We start from the raw sequence: 21,691 nt of genomic DNA on the forward strand, positions 1-21,691 counted from the left end.
CTATCCGCAGCCGTTCCTGCCGGCTGGCTCCGCGGCATCGTGTTTTTCGTCGATGAAGGCGCCGGTTGACCGGTGGCCCTGTTGCCGCTGATATAAGCAGAGATTCAAGGTCGCTGTTCGCACAATGTCATAAGGTGGGCGAGAGCATTGCTATAGGAGGGTCCGTTTTGGGTCATCGACGAGTGACGTACCCGCGGATGTACATGTTGTCGTGAGCGCTGCAAAGCTCCTGCTCATCGTGTCGCTGATAGCGGCCCTCGCCTATGTGTCGCTCGTCGGCCTGATGTATCTTTCGCAGCGCGCACTCCTCTATCCCGGTGCCAGCGCGACGCCTGCTCCAGAGCATGCGAATTGGGGCGAAAACGTAGCCATCAAGACGCCCGACGGGGAGACGCTTCATGGTCTCTATGGCCAGGGCGAACCCAGCAAGCCGGCGGTGCTGTTCTTTCTCGGAAACGCTGACCGGATAAGTAACTACGGCTTCCTCGCTCAGGCACTGGCCGCGCGAGGTATTGGCCTGCTGGCGATTTCCTATCGCGGCTATCCGGGTTCGACCGGTTCGCCGAGCGAGCACGGGCTACTGACCGACGGCATTGCTGCGTTCGACTGGCTGTCGGTACGTTCCGAAAGCGAGATCGTTGTGCTAGGCCAGTCGCTGGGCAGCGGCGTCGCCGTCAGCACGGCCGGGCATAGACCGGCTGCCGCCGTCATCCTTGTGTCCGCCTACCTGTCGGTCCTGTCGCTCGCCCAGATGCACTACCCATTCGTTCCGGTTGCGCTACTTATCAAGGATCCCTACCGCTCAGATCTCAAAATAGCGAAGGTGAGGCAACCGAAGCTGTTCATTCATGGCCGGTTTGACGACATCATCCCGTTGTCTTCTGGCGAGGCGCTATATCGCACCGCTCCCGAACCCAAACAGATACTGATCTACGACGGGTCTGGCCATAATGATATTTGGGACGCCCGTATGGTTGACGACGTGATCCGCTTTATAGAGGCGCTGAAATAAGGCGGCACATCAAGGGCCACACGCTGCCGCGGCATAGTCCTGGCTTCCCCATCGATGGCAGCGATGGTTGGGGCAAGGCATTTGAAGACGCGCCAGCGCACGGCCGCACTTGTGCCATTGCGCGAAAGCGATACACCGGGACACCCCGCCCGTGGACGATACTTATCGCGGCAGGTCTCCTGGCTTACGGGTCATCATCTCTGCTCTGTCTTCCCAGGACATTCGCGTCCCAGTGACATTGTTGAACAGAAACTCATCGCTTACAGTTGCGGGGGCAGCTTCGGCATCGATACGCTCGTCTTCACCGAATTCCCTCTTAGCTCCGGATGCGAATCCGGAGAACCACGATCAAACGACTATGGAGGCAACATACGCCGCGGTCAATACACATAAAGAAATGCTTATATCGCTATGTTTGCGTTATTGCGATTCGTGGGCAGAAATTGGCTTCCGTACCTTAGTGGCAGTTGCTATCTGTTGCCTGTCCCTGTCCCTGGCGCTGGAATCTGGCTACATGGAGCCCCTCCGCATGACGCTTGCCGCTGCGGATCCCCTTCCAGACGAGATAGGGTGTTTGCGCCCTCCCCTGACGACATCGCGATGTGCCAAGGTTGTCGTGCGTCAATCCGCCGATCAAATGGAAAGAGACGTGGGGCATCCAAAGACGCCCCAAGCTGTTCTTCGCAATCACATGGGACGGGGTCCGTTGAAAAGGATTTCTCGCTGCGCACTATTGCAGGCTAATGCACACATCAGAGCGCACTCAACTGATCCGCCGATGTCTTGCCTGATCTCTTGTCCTGCACAAGCTCGTAACTGACCTTCTGACCATCATTGAGGCCGCGCAATCCGGCGCGCTCAACCGCAGAAATATGCACAAACACGTCTGCCCCACCGTCATCGGGCTGGATAAAGCCAAATCCCTTTGTCGAATTGAACCATTTAACTGTGCCTTTGGCCATGTGAACCCTCCCGTCGCAATACCAAGCAACACATCGATAGCGCGATAAGCCGACCTTCACAATAACGTCGTTCAATATCATCAGACGACTCGAAATCGAGTCCCGTTGATAAATGTTCCTTTGGAAATGCCGATGATAAGTGTTTGCCGGATTCTGATCGGTTCCTCAGGTCTACAATCCCCACAATGCGGTAGAGCCTCTTGTGATCTCGCCGCATCGGCTTGCGGGTCAGCAGTCTGGGAATGCGCTGCGGTAACGTTCGCTGCCGCAGCCATTGTTCCCGCCGCCAGCAGCAGGCCCCGACGGTTGAGTTGGAGTGTTTGCTTCGTTGTCACGTCGTTCATTCCTCTTGCTGTGAAATCGAGAGGGCACTGGCCTTCAGCCTTTGCGAGCCGCCTGCCGCTTGATCTGCTCAATGGCGTCATTGAAGCCTTTCGGAGTGCCGCTTGATCCTGCGAGTTTTCCAACCTTCACTTGATCGATGGGCTTTCCGATAACGACCGTCGGAACGGCCGCGGCGAAGCGCCATTGCAGTTCCAGCGATTCAGGAACATACGCATGCGGCGTGATCGTCAAAGCCGTAATGACCCCGTCTGTCAGGGTTGCCTTGACCGTGATAGGCGACGGCTGTCCGCCGTACTCTCCCGTCGCCGTGTAGACGCCATCGGAATACTGGGAGGATTTGCGTCCCTGAGCTTCCGCCGTCGAGGAGACCAGCAACGTCAGGGCCGATGCAAAGATTGCGTTTATGGTTTCGTTGCCCATTTCAGTTCCTTTCTCAGGTGAAGACTTCCCCGTCGAAATTGTCGGAGACTTCCGCCCTGCCGTCCGCGAACATGCGGACGAAGGCGAAGTCGAAATGTGGTCTGAGCCGGGACGCTGGCACAAAAAACAGGGCTGTTGCCAGACCGTCGGCGGCCGCCGTGTCGCCGGCGACGACCCAGGTCGCAAGGACATCGTGGACCGGCGCGCCGGTCCGGCCGTCGAGGACGTGATGGAGGCCGACTCCCCATCTCCGCCGGTTGATTGCCGAGGCGCAGAGTGATGCATTCCGCAGGTGCGCGATGCCGACGACCATCTTCGGATCGAGCGGGTGTTCCAGACCGACATCAAGGGTTTCGTCGCCCCGATGCGTCATGTCACCGCTGGCGTCGATGGTGAATTCTTCGATGCCATCCATCACCAGCAGGCGCGAGGTCAGATCGACGAGATGGCCTTTGCCGATTGCTCCGAGATCAATGACGACAGGCCGCTGCGTGACGATGGCCGAACCGTGACGGACGACGTCACGTGACCACACTGGTCTTCGAACGACATCGGCGACGATAGTCCCTGACGAAGGCACCAGGGAATAATGCTTGTCGTAGCCAAGCAGTTCGAGATCACGGCCGACCAAGGGATCAACCGCGCCGTCTGTGGCTTGGTGAAGACGATCGTAGAGATCAAACATCCGGGCGCCGCTCGATGGAAACTCGAATGTCCCGCCATTCTTGGCTTCCGCGATCCGGGAAATTACAGAGTCTTCCCGGAACCGCGAATAAACAGCATCGAACTGTTCGGCGAAGTCCAGAATGCGTCGCTTCGTTTCAAAGCCAAGCGGGGACGTCGCGTTGATTTCCCAGGACGTGCCAATGGCATCGAAATTGAAGCGGGACATTGCAAAGCTCCGGTTAAAGTCCGGTCATCTTGAGGACTGCTTCGGGAAGCCGCTTACCCTTGACTTCGATCCCGGCGAGCGCCTTGTCGATCTCCAGCAACTCCGCATCCGAAAGCGCGACATCGGTGGAACCAAGGTTTTCCTCAAGGCGGTGCTGCTTGGTGGTACCAGGGATCGGAACGATCCAGGGCTTCTGTGCCAGAAGCCAAGCCAGGGCAATCTGGGCAGGCGTTGAAGCCTTCCGTTCCGCGATCGACTTCAACAGATCGACGAGTGCGAAATTCGCCTTTCTTGCCTCGGGCGTGAAGCGCGGGACCAGATTGCGGAAGTCCGTGGCATCGAACGTCGTGTTCTCGTCGATCTTGCCCGTCAGGAAGCCAGCGCCGAGCGGGCTGAACGGTACGAAACCGATACCGAGTTCTTCAAGCGCTGGAAGCAGTTCCATTTCGGGGCCACGCCAGAACAGTGAATACTCGCTCTGGACGGCGGTAACCTTCTGGACGGCATGAGCCCGGCGAATCGTCTGGACGCCGGCCTCCGAAAGGCCGAAGTGCCTCACCTTGCCAGCGTCGATCAGGTCCTTGACCGCACCCGCGACATCCTCGATCGGAACAGTGGGATCGACACGGTGCTGGTAGAAAAGATCTATGCGGTCGGTCTTCAGCCTCTTGAGGCTGGCCGCTGCCACGGCCTTGATGTGTTCGGGTCTGCTATTGGTGCCGCCGGTGCGCGCTCCTGTTTCGAGATCGATGTCGAAACCGAACTTGGTGGCGATGACCACATCGTCGCGGATCGGTGCGAGAGCTTCACCGACAAGGTCCTCATTGACGAAGGGACCGTAAGCTTCGGCCGTGTCGAACAGCGTGATCCCGCGCGCGTGGGCAAAGCGGATGAGCTTGATCATCTCGCCCTTATCGGCAGCAGGGCCATAGGCGGCGCTCATACCCATGCAGCCAAGGCCGAGTGCCGATAGTTCAAGCCCGCTTCCAAGTATTCGTTTTTTCATGGTCGTTTCTTCGTTCATTGGAGGCATCTGGTGGTTTACGGCGCTTCAGTCGCCGTAACAGGAGAGATTTCGGGGCGCTTCGCGACGATGAAGGCAAGAGCAAGGATCAACGTCAGGCCGATCAGGACTGTTCCGGTTTCCATGGCTATGCCCGCGCGATGAGTGAGGAGTGTGATGCCCGACAACCCTTCCGACCCGAGCGCTGAGACCGACACAAGGATACCGAGACCGAGCGAACTGCCGAGCTGGTGCGCGACGTTGACAACTCCGGAGGCCGCTCCCGCCCGCTCTGATGGCACACGCGCCATCCCGGAGGCCGTAAGAGGGCCCAGCGCTCCACCCTGACCCGCGCCGATCAGCATCATCGGGATCAGGAGAGGCAATAAGGACGATCCTTCGATGGCAAGGCTCAGCCAGCCCATGCCGATCAGGCCTGCGAAGAGGTTGACCGTCAGGACGCGGCCGGAACCGAATTTTCCGATCAAGGCGGGAGCGGACATTGCCACGACGAAATTGACGACGGTTGTGGGCAGGAAGGCGATCCCGGCAGCCGCAGGCGACAGCCCAACCACGCTTTGCAGGAACTGGGCAACGAAGAAGTAGAACCCGACATTGGCACCAAGGAACAGGGCTCGCGCGGCATAGGCTGCGGCTCGTTCCCGGTCGGAGAACAGCGCCAGCGGCATGATCGGCTGGGATGCCCGCGATTCCACCAGAGTAAATACCGCCAGCATGAGCATGCCGAAGCCAACCGAGATACCTGTCAACGGATCATGCCAGCCCTCCGAGGCCGAGCGGATAACGCCGTATACGAGGAAGATCACTCCCAAGGTCGAGGTGAGAGCGCCCATCAGGTCGAGGCGCGCCGAGGCAAGGTCGGTCTCCGTGACGTAGCGTTTGGCGGCAAACATCATTGCGATGCTGATCGGCAGGTTGATGAAAAAGCCCACCCGCCAGGAAAGCCAGTCGGCAAGAAGACCGCCAACCACGAGACCCAGGGCAGCAGAGACCCCGGCGGCCGCAGCATAATAGGAGACCGCACGGGTGCGCTCAGGGCCAGGTTCGAAAGTGGTTTGCAGCAGCGCGAGGGTCGAAGGTGCAAGGATCGCCGAGCCAAGGCCCTGGACGGCGCGTGCCGCGATCATGATCGCCGGGGTCTGCGCCCCGCCGATGACCAGGGAGGCGAGCGAGAAGACCGCCAGCCCGACCAGAAGCATGCGGCGTCTTCCAAAAATGTCGCCCGCACGCGCGCCGAGGAGAAGGCATCCCCCGAATGCGAGCGTGTAGGCAGTGGAGACCCATGACAGTCCTGCGTCGGTGAAACCGAGTTCGGCGTGTATCTTCGGAAGGCCCGTCAGCACGATGGAGATGTCGAGGACGATCATCACGTAGCTGACGAGGATGATTGCGAGGATCACCCTCTTATTCGTCGTATCAAGGGTCTTGAGCGCGTGGGGCATGCCTATTCCAGTTCAGATGCAACGGGGACCTTTGTCGACCACGCTTTTTGCTGACTGGAATCTAGTGTTTGCGGCAGCTTTCGATTAGTGGCTATAATCAGCATGAACCTATAAGCTGGGATAATGAATGCCGCAGGAAAATTTCAACGATCTCGTCGCCTTCGTCGCCGTTGCCCGCGAAGAGAGTTTCACAAGAGCGGCGGTGAAGCTCGGTGTCTCGCAGTCGGCGCTGAGCCAGACGGTGCGCAGCCTTGAAGAAAGGCTCGGCATTAGGCTGCTCACCCGAACGACGCGGCGCGTGTCGCCCACTCCGGCAGGGGAGCGCCTCCTTCAAACAGCAGGCCCGCGGTTTGAGGAAATCCAGGCGGAGCTGTCGGCCTTGAGCGAAATGCGCGACAAGCCCGCTGGTACGATCCGCATCACGGCAGGCGAGCACGCGGCGATCTCAGTCCTTGCCCCGGCACTCGATAAATTCCTTCCCGAAAACCCTGATGTCAACGTCGAGATCACCGTCGATTACGGCCTGACCGATATCGTCGCCGAGCGATACGACGCAGGCGTCCGTCTCGGAGAACAGGTTGCGAAAGACATGATTGCGGTTCGAATAGGGCCGCCAATGCGTATGGCCGTCGTGGGTGCGCCGTCCTATTTTCGTCTTAACCCATGGCCGGAAAAACCGCAGGACCTGACCGTCCATAACTGCATTCAGATACGCATGCCGACCTACGGAAACATCTTCGCCTGGGAATTTGAGAAGGACGGATACGAACTCAAAGTCAGGGTCGACGGACAGCTCGTCTTCAACAACATGGCGATGCGACGCGATGCGGCATTGAGAGGTCTCGGCCTTGCCTACATGCCGGAAGACCAGGTCCAGGACCTGATCGATGACGGCAAACTCGTCCGGGTGCTGGAGGACTGGTGCGAGCCGTTCCCCGGTTATCACCTCTATTACCCGAACCGGCGGCACGCCTCCCCAGCGTTTGCACTTGTGTTGGAAGCTCTTCGTTTTAGGGGTTAACGCGCTCATCAACCGTTTGTGATTAAGAAGCCAGGCTAATGGCCTCAATCGGAAATAGGTGTCTAATGCTCATAAAGAGGTTCGCGTAGGCTTTATCCACTCAACCACGAGAAGGATGAACATGAAGCCTCCGATAAAGACCCTCGCGCTTGCTCTAATGTTTTCGACCCAGCTCATCGCCGGTTCGGCCTTTGCGCAGAACGGATCGAAACCAGAGCCTCTCGTTATCCAGGATCAGGGAAGCTTTGCGGTCGGCGGAAGCGTGGCGACCACCCCGGGAACCTACAACAACAACGCGCCCTCGGCGGAAGGCCAAAGCCTGCATGGGGATCACGCCTACGTCTTCTATCAGGTGCCAGAGAAGCCAAAGCCGCTTCCCATCGTCATGCTGCACGGGGCCTACCAGTCCGCAAGGAGCTGGGAAACGACGCCGGACGGCCGCGAGGGATTTCAGAACCTCTTTCTGCGCCGAGGTTATTCGACCTATCTCGTCGACCAGCCACGCCGTGGTCGCGCAGGCAACAGCACCGTCGCCACGACGATCGAACCGACACCATACGACCAGCTCTTCTTCGACCAGTTCCGCATAGGCAAATGGCCGGACTATTTCGACAACGTCCAGTTCGACCGCGATCCTGAGGCGCTTGACCAGTTCTTCCGCTCGGTCACGCCGAACACGGGACCGTTCGACGCGAATGTCATCGCCACCTCGATGTCAGCGCTGTTCGACAGGATCGGTAACGGCATTCTGTTCACCCATTCCCAGGCCGGCGGCCCAGGGTGGCTAACGGCGATCAAGAACCCGAACGTCAAGGGGATCGTCGCACTCGAGCCCGGCAGCGGATTTATCTTCCCAGAGGGAGAGGTTCCGGCGGACATGCCAAGCGCGGCCGGAACCCTCAAAGGCGAAGCCGTCTCCGCCGCAGACTTTGAGAAACTGACGCGTCTGCCGATCGTGGTCTACTACGGCGACAACTTCCCCACTGAGCCGACCACAGAGCGCGGCCAGGACAACTGGCGTGTGCGGTTGGCGATGGCGAAGCTATGGGTCGACACGGTCAACAAGCATGGCGGCGACGCGACGCTCGTTCACCTCCCGGAGATCGGAATCAAGGGCGGCACGCATTTCCTGATCTCGGACCTGAACAATGTCGAGATCGCCGATCAGGTCTCGAAATTCCTCGCCGACAAGAAGCTCGACTGAACCCCGACGGGCGACATCATTGCGCTGCCCGTGATGAAAGCGACCGAAGTTCCGACATCGGAATATTCCGTCCACCAGGAGTATCGATATGAAAAATACCCCGATCAAAGCCTCGCTGGTGGCTGCGATGATGACCTTCTCCGCCGGCGAGGCAATGTCCGACGATTATAGGAAAAATCCGTTCACCCTTGCATACGCTGGAGCGATCACAGCTAACGAGCCCGGCAAGGTCAACATCCATCCGGTCCAATACAAGCTGAACGACCTTGATATCGCGGCGAACGTCTACACACCCGCCGACTACGATCCCGCCAGGACGTATCCGGCTATCGTGGTGGCGCACCCGAATGGTGGCGTGAAGGAACAGGTCGCTGGCCTGTACGCCCAGCGTTTGGCCGAACAGGGCTATATCACGATCACCGCTGACGCCGCCTATCAGGGCGCGAGCGGCGGTCAGCCCCGCAGCGTCGACGAGCCCGCCAACCGTATCGAAGACATCCATGGCATGGCGGACTTTATTACCCGTTATGCCGGGGTCGACGCAGAGCGCCTCGGACTTCTGGGCATCTGCGGGGGTGGCGGCTACTCCTTGGCGGCTGCAGAGACCGACAAGCGGTTCAAGTCGATCGCGACGTTGAGCATGTTCAATTCCGGACGCGTTCGCCGCAATGGTTACAACGATACCCAGCTCGATACCGTCCAGGCACGGATGAAGCAGGCTTCTCTCGCTCGGGCGCAGGAAGCGGCCGGCGGCGAGGTCCTGTATTCCGGCGACGCCAACCTGACAGACGAGCAGATCGCGGCACTTCCGTTCGACCTCTATCGTCAGGGCTACGAGTATTACTGGAAGACCCACGCGCACCCGAACTCGACCTTCAAATACACCACGAGCAGCCTCGTGGACCTGATGCGGTTCGACGCGACCGACCAGATCGAACTGATCGAACAGCCGCTTCTTATGATCGCGGGGAGCAAGGCTGACAGTCTCTACATGACGGAAGACGCCTTCGCGATGGCCACGGGTACTCGCAACAAAGAGATGTTCAAGATCGAGGGCGCGACCCACATCGAAACCTACTGGGTGCCCGAATACGTAGACGCCGCGATGAACAAGCTGACGCCATTCTACTCGGCAACCCTTACGCGGGAGGCACTGGCCCAATGAATCTGAAACTGTCGATCATCGCCATGGCCATCGTTGTCGCAAGCACGGCTCATTCTCCTCTCTCCGCGCAGGATCAACCATCTTCAAACCTCGAGTCAGCGAAGTCCCGAACCCAGCAATTGATGGGCGATATCGCTCCGAAGCTCGCGGACCTGACTGACGACGTCCTTTACGCCGACATCTGGGAGCGCCCTGAACTCTCCAAGCGGGATCGCAGCCTCGTGACCGTGAGCGCCCTGATAGCGCTGAACAGGCCCGATCAGCTCCGCTCCCATCTGATCCGGGCCCGCGACAACGGGCTGACCGAGGCGGAACTGGTGGAAACGATCACCCACATGGCTTTCTATTCCGGCTGGCCAAGTGCTGTTTCGGCCGTGGCAATCGCCAAGGATGTCTTCGCCGCGAAGTGAAGCAATCGACCCCGCAGGAATTGAAGGAACCATCCCATGAACGCGAAATCCCTGATCCCCATAACCTTGATGATGAGCGCGACGGTCGCATTCGCCGAGCCGGACAGGACGATCACTGTCACACCCGCTGGAACCCACGCCTCGACGGCGGGCCCGCCCGAGAATTTCACCGGGGCGGTCCGTGTCGATTCTCGTTTTCAGACCAGCGCACCCGCCCGTGTCGGCGGGGGAACCGTTACCTTCGAGCCCGGCGCTCGAACGGCCTGGCATGTGCACCCCCTCGGCCAGACCCTTATCGTAACCGCTGGCGTTGGTCTGGTTCAGCACTGGGAAGGCGAGGCGCAGGAGATCAAGCCAGGCGACGTTGTATGGATACCGCCAGGTGTCAAGCATTGGCATGGGGCGGCGGCCCAAACGGGAATGTCGCACATCGCCATCGCCGAATCGCTCGACGGGAAAACGACTGACTGGATGGAACACGTCTCCGATGTGCAGTACGCGCGATAAGCCTGGTTCGGCCGGGTTCATCTCTAAAAATTCACCTCAATCGAGGGCCGCATATGAATAAAATACTTGGTGCCATCTCTGCTTCGGTCTTGGCGGCCTGTGGTGTCCTGCTGGTCGGCTGGCAGGTTCATGCCGAGCCAAACCGAACGACCATGCCCGACATTGACAAGCTCATTCACTACACGACGGTGACGCGTGGCGAGGTAACCGAACACCTGATGACGACACGCGAAGCGATCGAAGCCGTCAAGAAGGGCGAACCGGTTCCGCCTGGCTCGCATGTCGTTCTGGTTGATTATCGCGACGGCGAAGTCTTCCGTTATTTCGTCATGGAGAAGGGCCAGGACTGGGGTGCCGACTACGGCGAGCGCCGCCGGACCGGCGACTGGCAGTTCCAGTGGTTCAAGCCCGACATGACCATCAACATGGACGAAAACACCGCCCGCTGTCAGTCATGCCACACGTCCAGGGCGGATCGGGACTTCCTCTATTCGTTCAACGAAATGCGAAGATTTGACTTCGAATGAAGACCTTCAGAACGACAAAGCAGACCCAGGCCTTGAGCGAGTATGGGGCGGCACTCTAGTGAGCAGCGTGTTCCGCATCCGGCTTCTCCTCGATTTTACTGCGGTCGGCCTGATCATTGCGTGTCTTGCCTATTGGTGGCGCGATAATCTCTCCCACGAGCTGTTCGGCATTGCGCTGTTGGCCCTCGTCATCGTCCATAATGTCTTCAATCGCCGCTGGTACGGCTCGGTATCAAAAGGCAGGCGAGATGCGACAAGGGTGTTCAACATCATAACCATAGCCGGTCTCGCATTGGCCATGGTCGTCATGCTGGTCACCAGTGCCATAATCTCGCGCGATCTCTTCTCGTTCATGGCGCTCGACGGAGGTTTCGCGGTCCGCGAAATCCATATGTTCGCGGGCTACTGGGTCCTCCTCATCATCGCTATACACCTGGGAACCCGGTGGGCAATCGTCATGAACTCCTGCCGAGGCATGTTTGGAATCACCAACAAAAACCTCGCGCGAACCATAGTCGTCAGGTGCGCCGCCGTCGCGATCGCCATATGGGGGATCAGAAGCAGTTTCGAAATGGCTTTCGGCTCCAAGCTGATGCTGACATACTCGCTCGATATGTGGGATTTTAACGAGTCGACGCTGGGGTTCTTCGTCAACTACGCTTCGATCGTAGGCCTGTGCGCCGGTATCACCCATTACGCACTTGAATTAGTGCGCTTGGCCAGGCGAGCTGTCACGCGAGCTTCCGCTCCGTGTCAGTGACCGCTGTTGGCGCATAGTTGCCGTGCCATCAAGGCCGCGATTCCTCGCCATCGAATCCAAGATTTACTGTAAACGTGCGAGCGGCACACCGCTCTGATGTCCGTTGTCAATGCTTTGGACACGGGAAGTCTTCCGTTCTCACGAACGGACGCCGATGATGATCGCGCATGGGTGGAGGCGGAACTCAAGGACGTCGGTGTTTTGCAGTCGAGAAGACCGGATGGACGCTCGACAATCTACGGGCCGAGGGCCTCCCCGCCCATATCCTTGAAGCATCGATTCCGTTAGCCGTCGACAGGGTGAAGAGTATTTCGACTTTGTGCGGCGAACGCGAGGAAATGATCTTGGACGACGGGTCAAGATAGCTGATCTGAAAGACAATATTAAGAAGATCAAATCACAGCGAGCGGATCCGCCAGCACGGGAGAAGCTAGCCAAATACGAAGAGACTTTGATCCGTCTTTCGTAAAATCAATCAATCATTCACAACGGGGAACTGACCTCCTCCGCAATGTAGGACCTCCTCCCAAACAGAGAGTTCCCGTGTCGTCCTTGTCAAAGTCCACGACAACGATCAGATGTACCGGACCCATTATTTCACCACACTTCCGGGGTGGATCACCAGGCCTGATTGTTTGGCGGCCTCGACGAACACGTCACGCGCAACGGTCGCACTGGCCTTGCCCTGCTGTGCCAGCTTGCACATTTTGATTGCCTTCTCCCGATAATGGTCGTTTTCCGGGGGCCATTTGATCGCGAGGAAGTCCAGCGCACCCTGGACGGAATCAATCGTTTGCAAATTGCCGAGTTGGTCGGTTTCAAGGGTGAGCGGTTGAAAGTCGTTTTGATCCATTTCCTTCTAACTCACAGAAGATGCGTAAGTTCCAACATGCAACAAGCATCAGAGTTTAGTCGACAGATCGCTGGCTCTTCCGCACAGAGACCAATAACGAGAAACGCTCCGACTATTTCGCGGATCAATCACCGGGTGATGTTATATGGAATAAACTCAAGCTTCTGCTGCTCTCTAACACGTGCGCAATGCGTTACAGCGCCGCCAATTGTCGGTTGGATAATGAGGCTGGATACGCCTCGCGTATCAAGAGCTTGTTCTCCAGCGCCAAGATCACGGTCTCGGCAAAATCGGTTTGATACATCTCCGACATGCTCGAAAGCCCGCCCGGTGTGAAGACATTGATCTCAAGGATCTTGTCCCCTACGATATCAAGCCCAACAAGGAACATTCCGTCCTGTACCAGTTTTGGTCGCACCATTTCGGCGACTGAAAGAATTTTATCGTCAATCTCCACGATCTCGGCGGTGCCAGCAACATGAATGTTGGAGCGTACTTCACCCTTCGCCGGCACACGGCGAAAAGCAGCATATTTACCATCTCGTTCCAGCGGCTTTCCGTTCATGGCGAACAGGCGAATATCGCCTGCCTTGGCCTCGGGTAGATAGCCTTGGGCGATCAGGTATCCTTCCCCGCTAACCGCTTCGAAAATCTGGTTGAGGTTGGCATCCTTCGGCGAATCGATCTTAAAAACGTTCCTGCCACCGGATCCCGTCAAAGGCTTGACGATCGCCCCCTTCGGCTGTTCTTCGATGAAGGAGCGGATTTCTTCGATGCTCTTGGAAATCAACGTGATCGGTCGCACGGACTTGGGGAAGTCCTGGAAATAAAGCTTGTTTTGAGCGAGCGCGAGGCCCACCGGATCGTTGACGACGAGAACGCCGCGTTCAGATGCAAGGCGGCCAAATACTGCGCCGACATGTGTGGCCCACGGCCGCTCGGCGGCGTCCTGAGCTGGGTCGTTGCGTAGAAAGATTACGTCGAACTCGCGCACATCGATTGTCTTGACCTTGGTCTTGTCGCTCTGCAGATCCTTATGAAAGGTCTCCAATTTCTTGTAAGCGGTGCCGGGAAGTGCCGTGGCGCGTAACATAAGACTGTTATCGGTACGCAGCACGAAATCGCCAGGCGTTAAATAATATATCTCGTGCCCGCGGCTGAGCGCGGAAAGCGCCAACAAAGTGGTCGTGTAACGGGGCGTTTCGCCTTCGATAGAATTGACAAGGAATGCAATGCGCATGGAGTACCCCTAAAGTTGCGAACTTGCGATCATTTCAACGGGCAACAAGCCCGCACGGGCCTTTGCAAGTCTCTCAAGGGCCTGGGGGTCCGAAAGAAAGGCCGGCCTTATTTCCGGCGCTCTAAGCAGGCCGCGGGAATTCAATTCCTCCATAACAACGAAATGCGACGCGGCGATTTTCCCCATCCAGAACGGATCGAGCGCTCCGCCGTTGCGCAGATGGTTGAGCACCTCGAGGAGACCTCGCAGGTAGATCGCGTCTTTCGCGAGCCCTCCTCCGCGGCATAATCTGAGCGTCAAGTTGAAGGCATCGATTTCGCCGAAGCCATAATCGCGAACCAACGTATGGAACATTTCCTGGAACGATGCGCCATCAAGCATTGCCGCACATGCAACAACGCGAGCTGCGATGAGCCGCAGGCGCGCAGTCGTCATGCCGCCGACAAGATATTCAGCGAATACTGCAAGCCCTTCTTGCACACCCTCATATCCCGCGAGCCCTGTCCGGAAAAGCCGCAGTCCTTGTGCCGATCCATTGAAATAGGTCAGTAGATGAACCCCGACTTCATGATTGAGAAGCGCGGTCATCCTCCGCCGCGTCATGTTTGTGCGACGGGAAATCAGAAGCCGGGCACCTGATACCATCAGACCTGCTGGCAGGTCGTCTCGTAGCTCGACCGTCGCCTCAAAACCCGAATACTGCTTTCGATAAATCTCGATCATCGCGCGCGCCGCCTGCTCGATGACGTAGCAGTCGACACTTCCGTCATGGCGGCTGTCGCCTACAATTTCTGTTCTTCGATCTACCGTTTTGATCAGGATGTCTTTAGCCGCATGGAGCAGACCAGGTTCCACGCGGCCATAAAGGACTCGGCTGAACTCCATGAAGCGAGGCGATTCCCGTGCGGAAAGCATTGACAATTGCAAATCAAGCTCCTGCTGCTTTTCGCGATAGAGATTGGAAAGCACAGGATCTTCAAGGCGGTCGAAGGCGATCGAGAAGAGTTTTTTCTTTTCGACATCAACCTGGACTGTGAGTGGCCGGTAGAGGAGTCTTGGCGGGCACTTGAATCCGTTCGCCTTGAAATCCTGCCAGGCAGCCTCGGCATTGATGGGCGTTACCGCGAGCAAAAAATCGAATGTCGTGGCGATGTCATCGACACTGCGATCGGCTCGCTCGACAGCGTCAACAAAGGCCCGCCGTCCAAGCGCACGATGTGTCGGCAGGCTGAAAATCCGCATCGCCTTCAGGAATGCGGCGACCGCCTGCAACCCGGCGTCGAAAGTGTTGGCCACCATCCTCTCGCGCAGCTCGGGATAGACGCTATCGGACCCAGGAACCCGGTAGATAGGTGCAAAACGGATCGTAATGCAGGGAATGCCGGTTAAACGCGCGGCAAGGCGCGCGTGCGGATCATCCACTGCACGAAGTCTATCGAGACGGGGAGAACGGAACTTTGCCTCGACGCTCCCAATCCCCGAGGCAAAACCCGCTAACGCAGCTTGGGTCGCCGTTTCATCGGTGGCGGAAAGGGTGATCTCGAAAGGAGGCAGATAGGGGGCATCATCGCTCAGTAACCTATCCTTCTCGAGTTCCCCAACGTCCAGTACGACGAACGCGCCGAACCTTTTCATCATGGCATCCCCGATCGCTTCAATGATAGGCACGGCGAAATCCAGATCAGAGGCGATGAGATATGACGCGTTGGCGGAGGCAACATCGAACGCCACGTTGTCGCGCCCATCGCTCACAGAGACGCAGAGAAACGGGAGAGCGCGGTCGATGTGAAGGCGCCCGCCGTTTTCCAGGTCACATCTAACTGATTTTCCGACGTCGATTGATGCAAGAGCCTCCTCGATAGCCGATAACTCGACCGCGACCGCTCGTCTGTTGTTCGTTTGCGTCTTACTCATCTCGTCGACCGCAGGCTTTCCTCCAATACGGGTAATGTTGACCGGACCATAGCACGTATCGCAACCAGCGCTCGTCTGTCGGGTAAGCCCGTCCATTCATCCATAAAGAATTTCTTGAACTCGATGGCTATGGCGCATCCAGTCTGGGGGAAGCTCTCATGGATGAACCGCGTCTGCTCGCCTCTGCCTTCAAAAGCGATGTTCTCGCGGACATCCATGCGGTGACCACGAAATTTGAACTTGCTCAATTTTCCCATGAAGGGCTCGATAACATGGGCCCATCGATCCCGGTCCATGGAGTAGGTGCCAATGTTGATTTCGGGCGCCGACTCCGGATCGGAGGGTACGCTGCCTGGCCCATCGCGGCGATGGTTGTAACTATGAATGTCGAGTACGACAAAACATCCATAATACTGCTCAAGCTGACGTAGGGTATGCCTCAGCATTGAGTAATAAGCATCATAAATGCTGAGAGTATCCCTCATCACGTTCGGGCCAGGTTTCTTGTTCCATACGTCGATGCCCCACGCCTGTTCTGGCGAAAGGTAGATCGCTGCATCCCGCGGGCGGTTGAGATCGACTTCGAAGCGCGAGCGATGGAAGACGATGCGATTGGGAACATCGCAACCGGCGAAGTCGGTGAAAGGATCTTCTTCCCGCAATCGATCGCCTTCTGAAATTGCCATCAACGCCGCGATGGCGGGTCGGACCGCGTGACCGTTGTGGATCGCCGTAGCCAACACGGGTGACAAACCTCGATGCACTGTCCACCAATCGGCGGTGCCTACCTCCCGATTCATTCTGCAAAGCCAATATGGAAATTGCTCTCGTGTTTGATCGAACGCTTAAAGGTCGGACGTCTACGGATAAAAATCATTGTCGCTATCGTTCGCTGTCGAGTGCAATTCAAGGAAAACGTCTCATACCCTCACGCGGTTCCATCAAGCCATACCAAGGAATATTGAATGTAAATCGGCTAGGGCGTGTATAAACGACGACCAGTCGATCAACATTTTTACCAACCTCGGGCGTTGATCTGCCGAGCATGTCGTAGATGCGCGCGAAAAGCCGCCGCCCATGCCCTTAGCTCAATAGCCCCTTAGGATCACCAAAGGTGGCTATTGAGCAAACTAGCCGACGTAGGCCCGAGAGATCATCGATTTAGGGCAGCGGGATCGGCTTGTCGCTGAGTGTGCGCAAATAGGCGATCAGGTTGACCCGTTCGGTCTCTTCCGGGACACCAGGCGTCTCCATCTTAACACCCGGCGTGGTGAGCATTGGCCCGAAGAGATATCTGTTCAGGTCCTCGTACGTCCATACACCCTCCCAGCCCAGCAGGCGTCGGAGTAACGCATATTTGCCATAGATGCCTTGTCGCAGCCGACGACGCTCCACAAGTTCTGTCCTATTTTGTTCCCTCCCTTTGGCTCGGCGTTGTGGCAACGGTCACACGCGCGGGTGAAAACCTCTCAGTGCGCCATCGCCCCCCTCAACCGGCCGGGCGGCTGGCCGTAGGTCCTTTTGAATACCTTTCCGAAGCGCCCTGCGCTTTCAAACCCGACCTCGATGGCGATCTCGATCAATGGCGCCTTGCTCTGTAAGAGCAGTGCACGTGCCCGATGCATTCTGAGCGCCATATAGGCTTGGCCGGGCGACATTCCTGTCTTCTCATGGAAAAGGCGCTCCAACTGGCGACGCGAGATGCCGACGGAGTCAGCCAGTTCCTTGAGGCTGATGACGTTCTCGACATGCCGCTCCATGACGATGAGGATGGACTTCAGGCGATCATCGCTGCATTCGATATCGAGCGGCCTGCGTGGCTGAATGTCGAACGCAGTCCTTGCTCTTTCAATCTGCAGCACCTCGAGCGCGTTACGTTCGGCGTCCTTGCTGATTGACTGGCGCACAATCGACGCGGCCATATCAGCGGCACTGCTGCCACCGGCGCACGACCCGCGCGTTCTATCGAGGTGATAGAGCCGATCCGACCGTGCGAGCAGATCGGGAAAGCGTTCCCTGAATGCCTGATAGTGAAGCCAGCTGACGCAGGTCTCATGGTTTTTCATCAGGCCCGCCTCGGCCAGAATGAATGACCCGGTACATACGCCGATCAAAGGCACCTTTTGCGCGTCTGCGCGCTTCAGGAACGCGATGGTATCATAGTCGACCGGACGCTCAACGTTGAGGAGACCTCCAACGACCACGATGTAGTTTAACTGGCCAGGATCAACGAAATCCGACGTCGGTGCCACCTCGACGCCGCAACTCGATTTGATCAGATGCCGCGTACTGCCGAGGACTTGCCAGTCGGCGAGCACCCGGCCGGATCGATCGAGCTCATCACTTGCGAGGCGCAGCGTGTCGACGAACATGGCGAAAGCCGAAAGCGTGAAGGACCGCGCCAGGACGAAGCCGATCTTTAATCGCGGCGTTGCAGACGACGCAGATTTATATGTCATGTGTCAATCCTCCTCGGGCCTGATCGACAGAGCCTGGGCTTTCCGGCATGCGGCATCAAGACCGGCGCCAACGACACTGGCAAATCCCATCTGCCGCATGGCAATGATGCCAGCTGCCGTCGTTCCCTTGTAGTCCACGAACGACTTCACGGCCGCGGCGGGAGACACGCCATGTGCCTCCTGGAGCCTCCCGGCCCCGATAATGACCTGCTCTGCAGCGCGGCGGGCGATTCCGGCGGGTATGCCCCGTTCGATGGCGTCCATCATCATCGCTTCGGCGAGCAGTGCCGGGAACGCCGCACCCGAGCCGGACATCGCCGTGAAGTAGTCAATATGGCTCTCTTCGGCAACTGCATCGACCTCACCGCAAGAGCGGAAGATCGCGCCAACGATTTCGAGGTCGCCTTGCTGCGGGTGCTGCATGAAGTAGGGCGTGTAGGAGAAACCGATTTCGGCGGCAGCGTTCGGCAAGGCTCTCGCCACGCGCACGGTCCCGAAGCGTTCCTTGATGTCCGCAACCGGAACCCCTGCCATCACCGATACAACCAGTTTACCGCCGGCGTCCGCATTAACCGACATCCAATCGTTGGGTCTGACTGACAGGATAATCACGTTAGAACTGTCGACGAGTTCGCCATTGTCGGAGGTCCATGCGCATCCGATGGTGTTTTCCGGCATCCGGCTTCGATAGGAGCAGGTCAAGTCGCGGGGAGCCACTGTCCCGGAGTGGACCAGGGCCTTGGCAATGGCGGAACCGAGCCAGCCAGCACCGCCTATGATGCCCACACGTCCGACATTAGTCATTAGTGTCTCCTGCTCATCTGATCTGGAACCCATGCATCAAGGGATCACGGTCGTCCACGAAGATGGTGTTGTGGCCGATGATCCTCGCCCAACCGCTGACGCTTGGTTTGATCCCTTTGAAGGGACCAACCGCAGTTTCACTTTCCACGCCGCCCTCGAACACCGTGCCTATCAGGCTTTCCTGGCGGAACGTTTCCCCTACCCTCAGTCGGCCCTTGCCATACAGTTGCGCCAACCGCGCGGACGTGCCCGTGCCACCAGGCGAGCGGTCGATCGCTTTGTCGCCGTAAAAGACTGCACCCCGCCCGTCGGCATGCAGATTTTTTGGCACGTCACACCAGAGTGCGTGATGCACACCCCGTATCCTTTCGTCCTCGGGATGGACCGGATCGCAGACCGAAGCGAGTGCGTCACGCAAACTGCGGCTGAGGTCAATGATGTCTCCGCCCGACATGCCGTCGAGACCGGACCATGCTTCCTGCGGCTCGACTACCGCATAGTAGTTTCCGCCGTAAGCGATGTCGACAATGAGACGTCCCGCGCCAGGAACTTCAACCTCGATGTCAGCGGCGTGCAGATAGCTCGCAACATTGAACATGCGGACGGATTCAACGAATTCGCCGGGCTTCTCGTAGGCGATGTCGACCTTCCCGGCGGGTGTCTCGATTGAAAGCCGCCCGGGAACGCGTGGCGTCACAAGCCCCTCCTCGATGGCGGCAGTAACAAGCCCGATGGTTCCCGCTCCGCACATGGGCAGGCAACCGCTGACTTCGATGAAGATGACAGCAAAATCACAGTCCGGGCGGTATGCCGGATAAATGATCGCCCCGGACATAATGTCATGGCCGCGGGGTTCGAACATCAGAGATTGACGGATCCAATCATGATCGCGGATGAAGAGCTCCCGGCGTTCGGCGATCGGCAGATGCGGCAGCAGGGGCCCCCCGCTGGCGACCAGCCTTACCGGGTTTCCACAGGTGTGGGAATCAATGCAGAAGAAACTGCGGCGCATGCTCATTCCTTTCCTCAAGCAGCGGTGCGAGCTGTGGGCCGCCCACGTTGGAGTGCGCCCTTTGAGAGCCTGTCGAGAAGAATGGCGATCGCGACGATAGCCAGGCCCGCCCGCAGGCCAAGTCCCATTTCCATGCGCGTCAGACCGCGTGTGACTTCAGCGCCGAGTCCGCCTGCGCCGACAAGTCCGGCAAGCACGACCATTGCCAGAGACAAGAGTATGCACTGGTTCAATCCCACGAGAAGGGTTGGCATGGCCGACGGGATTTCGATTTTAAGCAGAATAGACTTTGGAGACGCGCCGGTCGCCTGTCCAAGCTCGAGCAAGTCTTTCGGAACCTGGTTGAACGCCAGCGTCGTCAATCGCAGCATCGGCGGGATGCCGTAAACAATTGTCGCAATGATGGCAGGCACGCGGCCGAGGCTGAAGATCATGACGGCGGGGATCAAGTAGACCCAGGGCGGAACGGTCTGCATGATGTCGAGAACTGGCCGGACAGTCGCTTCAAACTTTTTGTGTCGCGAGGCCAGAATACCCAAGGGAAACGCGATGAGGACTGAGATGATAACCGCGACGGTGACGAGGGCCAGCGTCTGCATCGACGCGGTCCAAAAACCTGCTAACCAGCAGAAGAACAAGGAAATCAGTGTGATCACCGCGACACGGATACTGATGAAGGCCGCAGTGAGAATTACGACCACCGGGATAAACGCATAAGGCGGCATGAACAGCAAGGCCACCTCCACGCCGCCCAACACGGCTTCTATCAGTCTTGCAAGGCCATCAAAGAATGGGTGGAAATTGGTGTTGAGCCAATCGACGGTTGGAGCCAGGTACTTACCGGGTGACAGCTGGAATGACTCAGGATTCATCGGTCTGTCTCCTTCGCACGGTCGACTGCGCTTTGCGTAAGCCGATCGAGAATCATGGTGAGTACGACAATGGCAATCGCGGCGTTGATCGAAGTGGCGATATCCAGCGTTCTGATGGAGCCATAGATTGTCTCGCCGAGGCCACCTGAGCCAACGATACCCGCGATGACGACCATGCCGAAGGCCATCATGAGGCTTTGATTGATGCCCGCCATCACGCTGGGGACCGCGAAGGGAAGTCTGATCTTCGTAAACATCTGCCAAGGCGTCAGACCAGTTGCCTGGCCCAGTTCGATGAACTCACGCGGTGTCATTCGGATGCCGAGTGACGTCAACCTGATGGCCGGCGGCATGGCAACAATAAAGGTCGCGACAAGCGCCGTAGCAGGTCCATAGCCGAGGAGCGCGATTGCCGGCAGGAGATAGATATAAGGGGGCAGCGTCTGGATGAGGTCGAGTACAGGCTCGAGGACACGGTCAAGAGCCATTGAAAATCCGGCAACGACACCAATTGGTATCCCTACGAGCAGGGCCAGCACGGTCGCGGTCATCACCAGGGCAAGCGTGCTCATTGTCTCCGCCCATAATCCCATGAACGCACACAAGATAAGGGCGAGACCTGCCAGTCCACCAAACCAGATGTTGACCAGGCGAGATCCGAGCGCTGCGGCGATGATCGCGATCACATAAAACGGGGCAAGCTGGAGCAGCCAAAGGATGCCGTCATAGGTACCCTCGAGAACCGCGCGGATGAAGTCGAACAGTCCTTCACCGTTGTCGCTGATCCAGCTCAGCGTAACGTCTGTCCATTCATCGAATGTATCGGTAATGACTGAGATATCCATG

General features: G+C 57.9%; 23 protein-coding genes and 1 riboswitch. Of the genes, 8 read left to right on the forward strand and 15 right to left on the reverse strand.

Annotated features, from left to right (window positions below; all coding sequences use genetic code 11):
• Positions 1–211 precede the first annotated feature (211 nt).
• Positions 212–1,012: an alpha/beta hydrolase gene (locus CU102_RS04855; protein WP_166648459.1), complete on the forward strand. Its 801-nt coding sequence runs from the start codon at positions 212–214 to the stop codon at positions 1,010–1,012.
• Positions 1,013–1,164: 152 nt separating this feature from the next.
• Positions 1,165–1,374, reverse strand: a riboswitch (cobalamin riboswitch).
• A 390-nt stretch (positions 1,375–1,764) separates the two neighbouring features.
• On the opposite strand, the gene CU102_RS04860 is transcribed toward CU102_RS04855, so the two are convergent.
• From CU102_RS04860 to CU102_RS04885, 5 genes are all read right to left on the reverse strand, one after another.
• Positions 1,765–1,974, reverse strand: coding sequence for a cold-shock protein (locus CU102_RS04860; protein WP_106709878.1), 210 nt, complete (start codon positions 1,972–1,974; stop codon positions 1,765–1,767).
• Between the two features lie 378 nt (positions 1,975–2,352).
• Positions 2,353–2,739, reverse strand: a complete 387-nt coding sequence (locus tag CU102_RS04870) for an FMN-binding protein (protein ID WP_208113839.1) — start codon at positions 2,737–2,739, stop codon at positions 2,353–2,355.
• 13 nt (positions 2,740–2,752) lie between these two features.
• Positions 2,753–3,631, reverse strand: coding sequence for an FAD:protein FMN transferase (locus tag CU102_RS04875; protein WP_106709880.1), 879 nt, complete (start codon positions 3,629–3,631; stop codon positions 2,753–2,755).
• A 13-nt stretch (positions 3,632–3,644) separates the two neighbouring features.
• Positions 3,645–4,637, reverse strand: coding sequence for an aldo/keto reductase (locus CU102_RS04880; protein ID WP_106709972.1), 993 nt, complete (start codon positions 4,635–4,637; stop codon positions 3,645–3,647).
• Positions 4,638–4,672: 35 nt separating this feature from the next.
• Positions 4,673–6,097 carry an MFS transporter gene (locus CU102_RS04885; protein ID WP_106709881.1) on the reverse strand — a complete coding sequence of 475 codons (1,425 nt, stop codon included), beginning with the start codon at positions 6,095–6,097 and terminating at the stop codon, positions 4,673–4,675.
• A gap of 127 nt (positions 6,098–6,224) precedes the next feature.
• Between CU102_RS04885 and CU102_RS04890 the strand changes: the two genes are divergently transcribed.
• From CU102_RS04890 to CU102_RS04920, 7 genes are all read left to right on the forward strand, one after another.
• Positions 6,225–7,118: a LysR family transcriptional regulator gene (locus tag CU102_RS04890; RefSeq protein WP_106709882.1), complete on the forward strand. Its 894-nt coding sequence runs from the start codon at positions 6,225–6,227 to the stop codon at positions 7,116–7,118.
• A 157-nt stretch (positions 7,119–7,275) separates the two neighbouring features.
• A complete protein-coding gene (locus CU102_RS04895) occupies positions 7,276–8,322 on the forward strand; it encodes an alpha/beta hydrolase (RefSeq protein ID WP_106709973.1) in 1,047 nt (348 codons plus the stop codon).
• Positions 8,323–8,410: 88 nt separating this feature from the next.
• Positions 8,411–9,487: an alpha/beta hydrolase gene (locus CU102_RS04900; RefSeq protein WP_106709883.1), complete on the forward strand. Its 1,077-nt coding sequence runs from the start codon at positions 8,411–8,413 to the stop codon at positions 9,485–9,487.
• Between the two features lie 23 nt (positions 9,488–9,510).
• Positions 9,511–9,897, forward strand: a complete 387-nt coding sequence (locus CU102_RS04905; protein ID WP_245425200.1) for a carboxymuconolactone decarboxylase family protein — start codon at positions 9,511–9,513, stop codon at positions 9,895–9,897.
• A 36-nt stretch (positions 9,898–9,933) separates the two neighbouring features.
• Positions 9,934–10,404: a (R)-mandelonitrile lyase gene (locus tag CU102_RS04910; protein WP_106709885.1), complete on the forward strand. Its 471-nt coding sequence runs from the start codon at positions 9,934–9,936 to the stop codon at positions 10,402–10,404.
• Between the two features lie 53 nt (positions 10,405–10,457).
• Positions 10,458–10,931, forward strand: coding sequence for a cytochrome P460 family protein (locus tag CU102_RS04915; RefSeq protein WP_106709886.1), 474 nt, complete (start codon positions 10,458–10,460; stop codon positions 10,929–10,931).
• 58 nt (positions 10,932–10,989) lie between these two features.
• Positions 10,990–11,691 (forward strand): DUF4405 domain-containing protein, encoded by a 702-nt coding sequence (locus CU102_RS04920; protein ID WP_106709974.1) that lies wholly within the window; start codon positions 10,990–10,992, stop codon positions 11,689–11,691.
• A gap of 592 nt (positions 11,692–12,283) precedes the next feature.
• On the opposite strand, the gene CU102_RS04925 is transcribed toward CU102_RS04920, so the two are convergent.
• The 10 genes from CU102_RS04925 to CU102_RS04970 all read right to left on the reverse strand — a co-directional run bounded on the left by CU102_RS04925 (position 12,284) and on the right by CU102_RS04970 (position 21,690).
• Positions 12,284–12,544, reverse strand: coding sequence for a DUF982 domain-containing protein (locus tag CU102_RS04925; RefSeq protein WP_106709887.1), 261 nt, complete (start codon positions 12,542–12,544; stop codon positions 12,284–12,286).
• A gap of 193 nt (positions 12,545–12,737) precedes the next feature.
• Positions 12,738–13,784: a glutathione synthetase gene (locus CU102_RS04930; RefSeq protein ID WP_106709888.1), complete on the reverse strand. Its 1,047-nt coding sequence runs from the start codon at positions 13,782–13,784 to the stop codon at positions 12,738–12,740.
• Positions 13,785–13,793: 9 nt separating this feature from the next.
• Entirely contained in the window at positions 13,794–15,698 is a 1,905-nt protein-coding gene (locus tag CU102_RS04935) for a flavohemoglobin expression-modulating QEGLA motif protein (RefSeq protein ID WP_106709889.1), read from the reverse strand.
• Complete coding sequence (locus tag CU102_RS04940) at positions 15,695–16,498, reverse strand: N-formylglutamate amidohydrolase (RefSeq protein WP_106709890.1); 804 nt, start codon at positions 16,496–16,498, stop codon at positions 15,695–15,697. Before CU102_RS04940 ends, CU102_RS04935 begins: the two co-directional genes overlap by 4 nt.
• Positions 16,499–16,859: 361 nt before the next feature.
• Positions 16,860–17,093, reverse strand: coding sequence for a c-type cytochrome (locus CU102_RS04945; protein ID WP_245425184.1), 234 nt, complete (start codon positions 17,091–17,093; stop codon positions 16,860–16,862).
• 74 nt (positions 17,094–17,167) lie between these two features.
• Positions 17,168–18,157 carry a GlxA family transcriptional regulator gene (locus tag CU102_RS04950; protein WP_106709891.1) on the reverse strand — a complete coding sequence of 330 codons (990 nt, stop codon included), beginning with the start codon at positions 18,155–18,157 and terminating at the stop codon, positions 17,168–17,170.
• Between the two features lie 3 nt (positions 18,158–18,160).
• On the reverse strand, positions 18,161–18,961 hold the full coding sequence (locus CU102_RS04955; protein WP_106709892.1) for a pyrroline-5-carboxylate reductase family protein: 801 nt from the start codon (positions 18,959–18,961) through the stop codon (positions 18,161–18,163).
• Between the two features lie 13 nt (positions 18,962–18,974).
• A complete protein-coding gene (locus tag CU102_RS04960; RefSeq protein WP_106709975.1) occupies positions 18,975–19,973 on the reverse strand; it encodes a 4-hydroxyproline epimerase in 999 nt (332 codons plus the stop codon).
• A gap of 14 nt (positions 19,974–19,987) precedes the next feature.
• Positions 19,988–20,845 carry an ABC transporter permease gene (locus tag CU102_RS04965; RefSeq protein ID WP_106709893.1) on the reverse strand — a complete coding sequence of 286 codons (858 nt, stop codon included), beginning with the start codon at positions 20,843–20,845 and terminating at the stop codon, positions 19,988–19,990.
• Positions 20,842–21,690 (reverse strand): ABC transporter permease, encoded by an 849-nt coding sequence (locus CU102_RS04970; protein ID WP_106709894.1) that lies wholly within the window; start codon positions 21,688–21,690, stop codon positions 20,842–20,844. Before CU102_RS04970 ends, CU102_RS04965 begins: the two co-directional genes overlap by 4 nt.
• Position 21,691 lies beyond the last annotated feature (1 nt).

Origin of the sequence: Phyllobacterium brassicacearum (assembly GCF_003010955.1) — a bacterium.
Classification (GTDB): domain Bacteria; phylum Pseudomonadota; class Alphaproteobacteria; order Rhizobiales; family Rhizobiaceae; genus Phyllobacterium; species Phyllobacterium brassicacearum.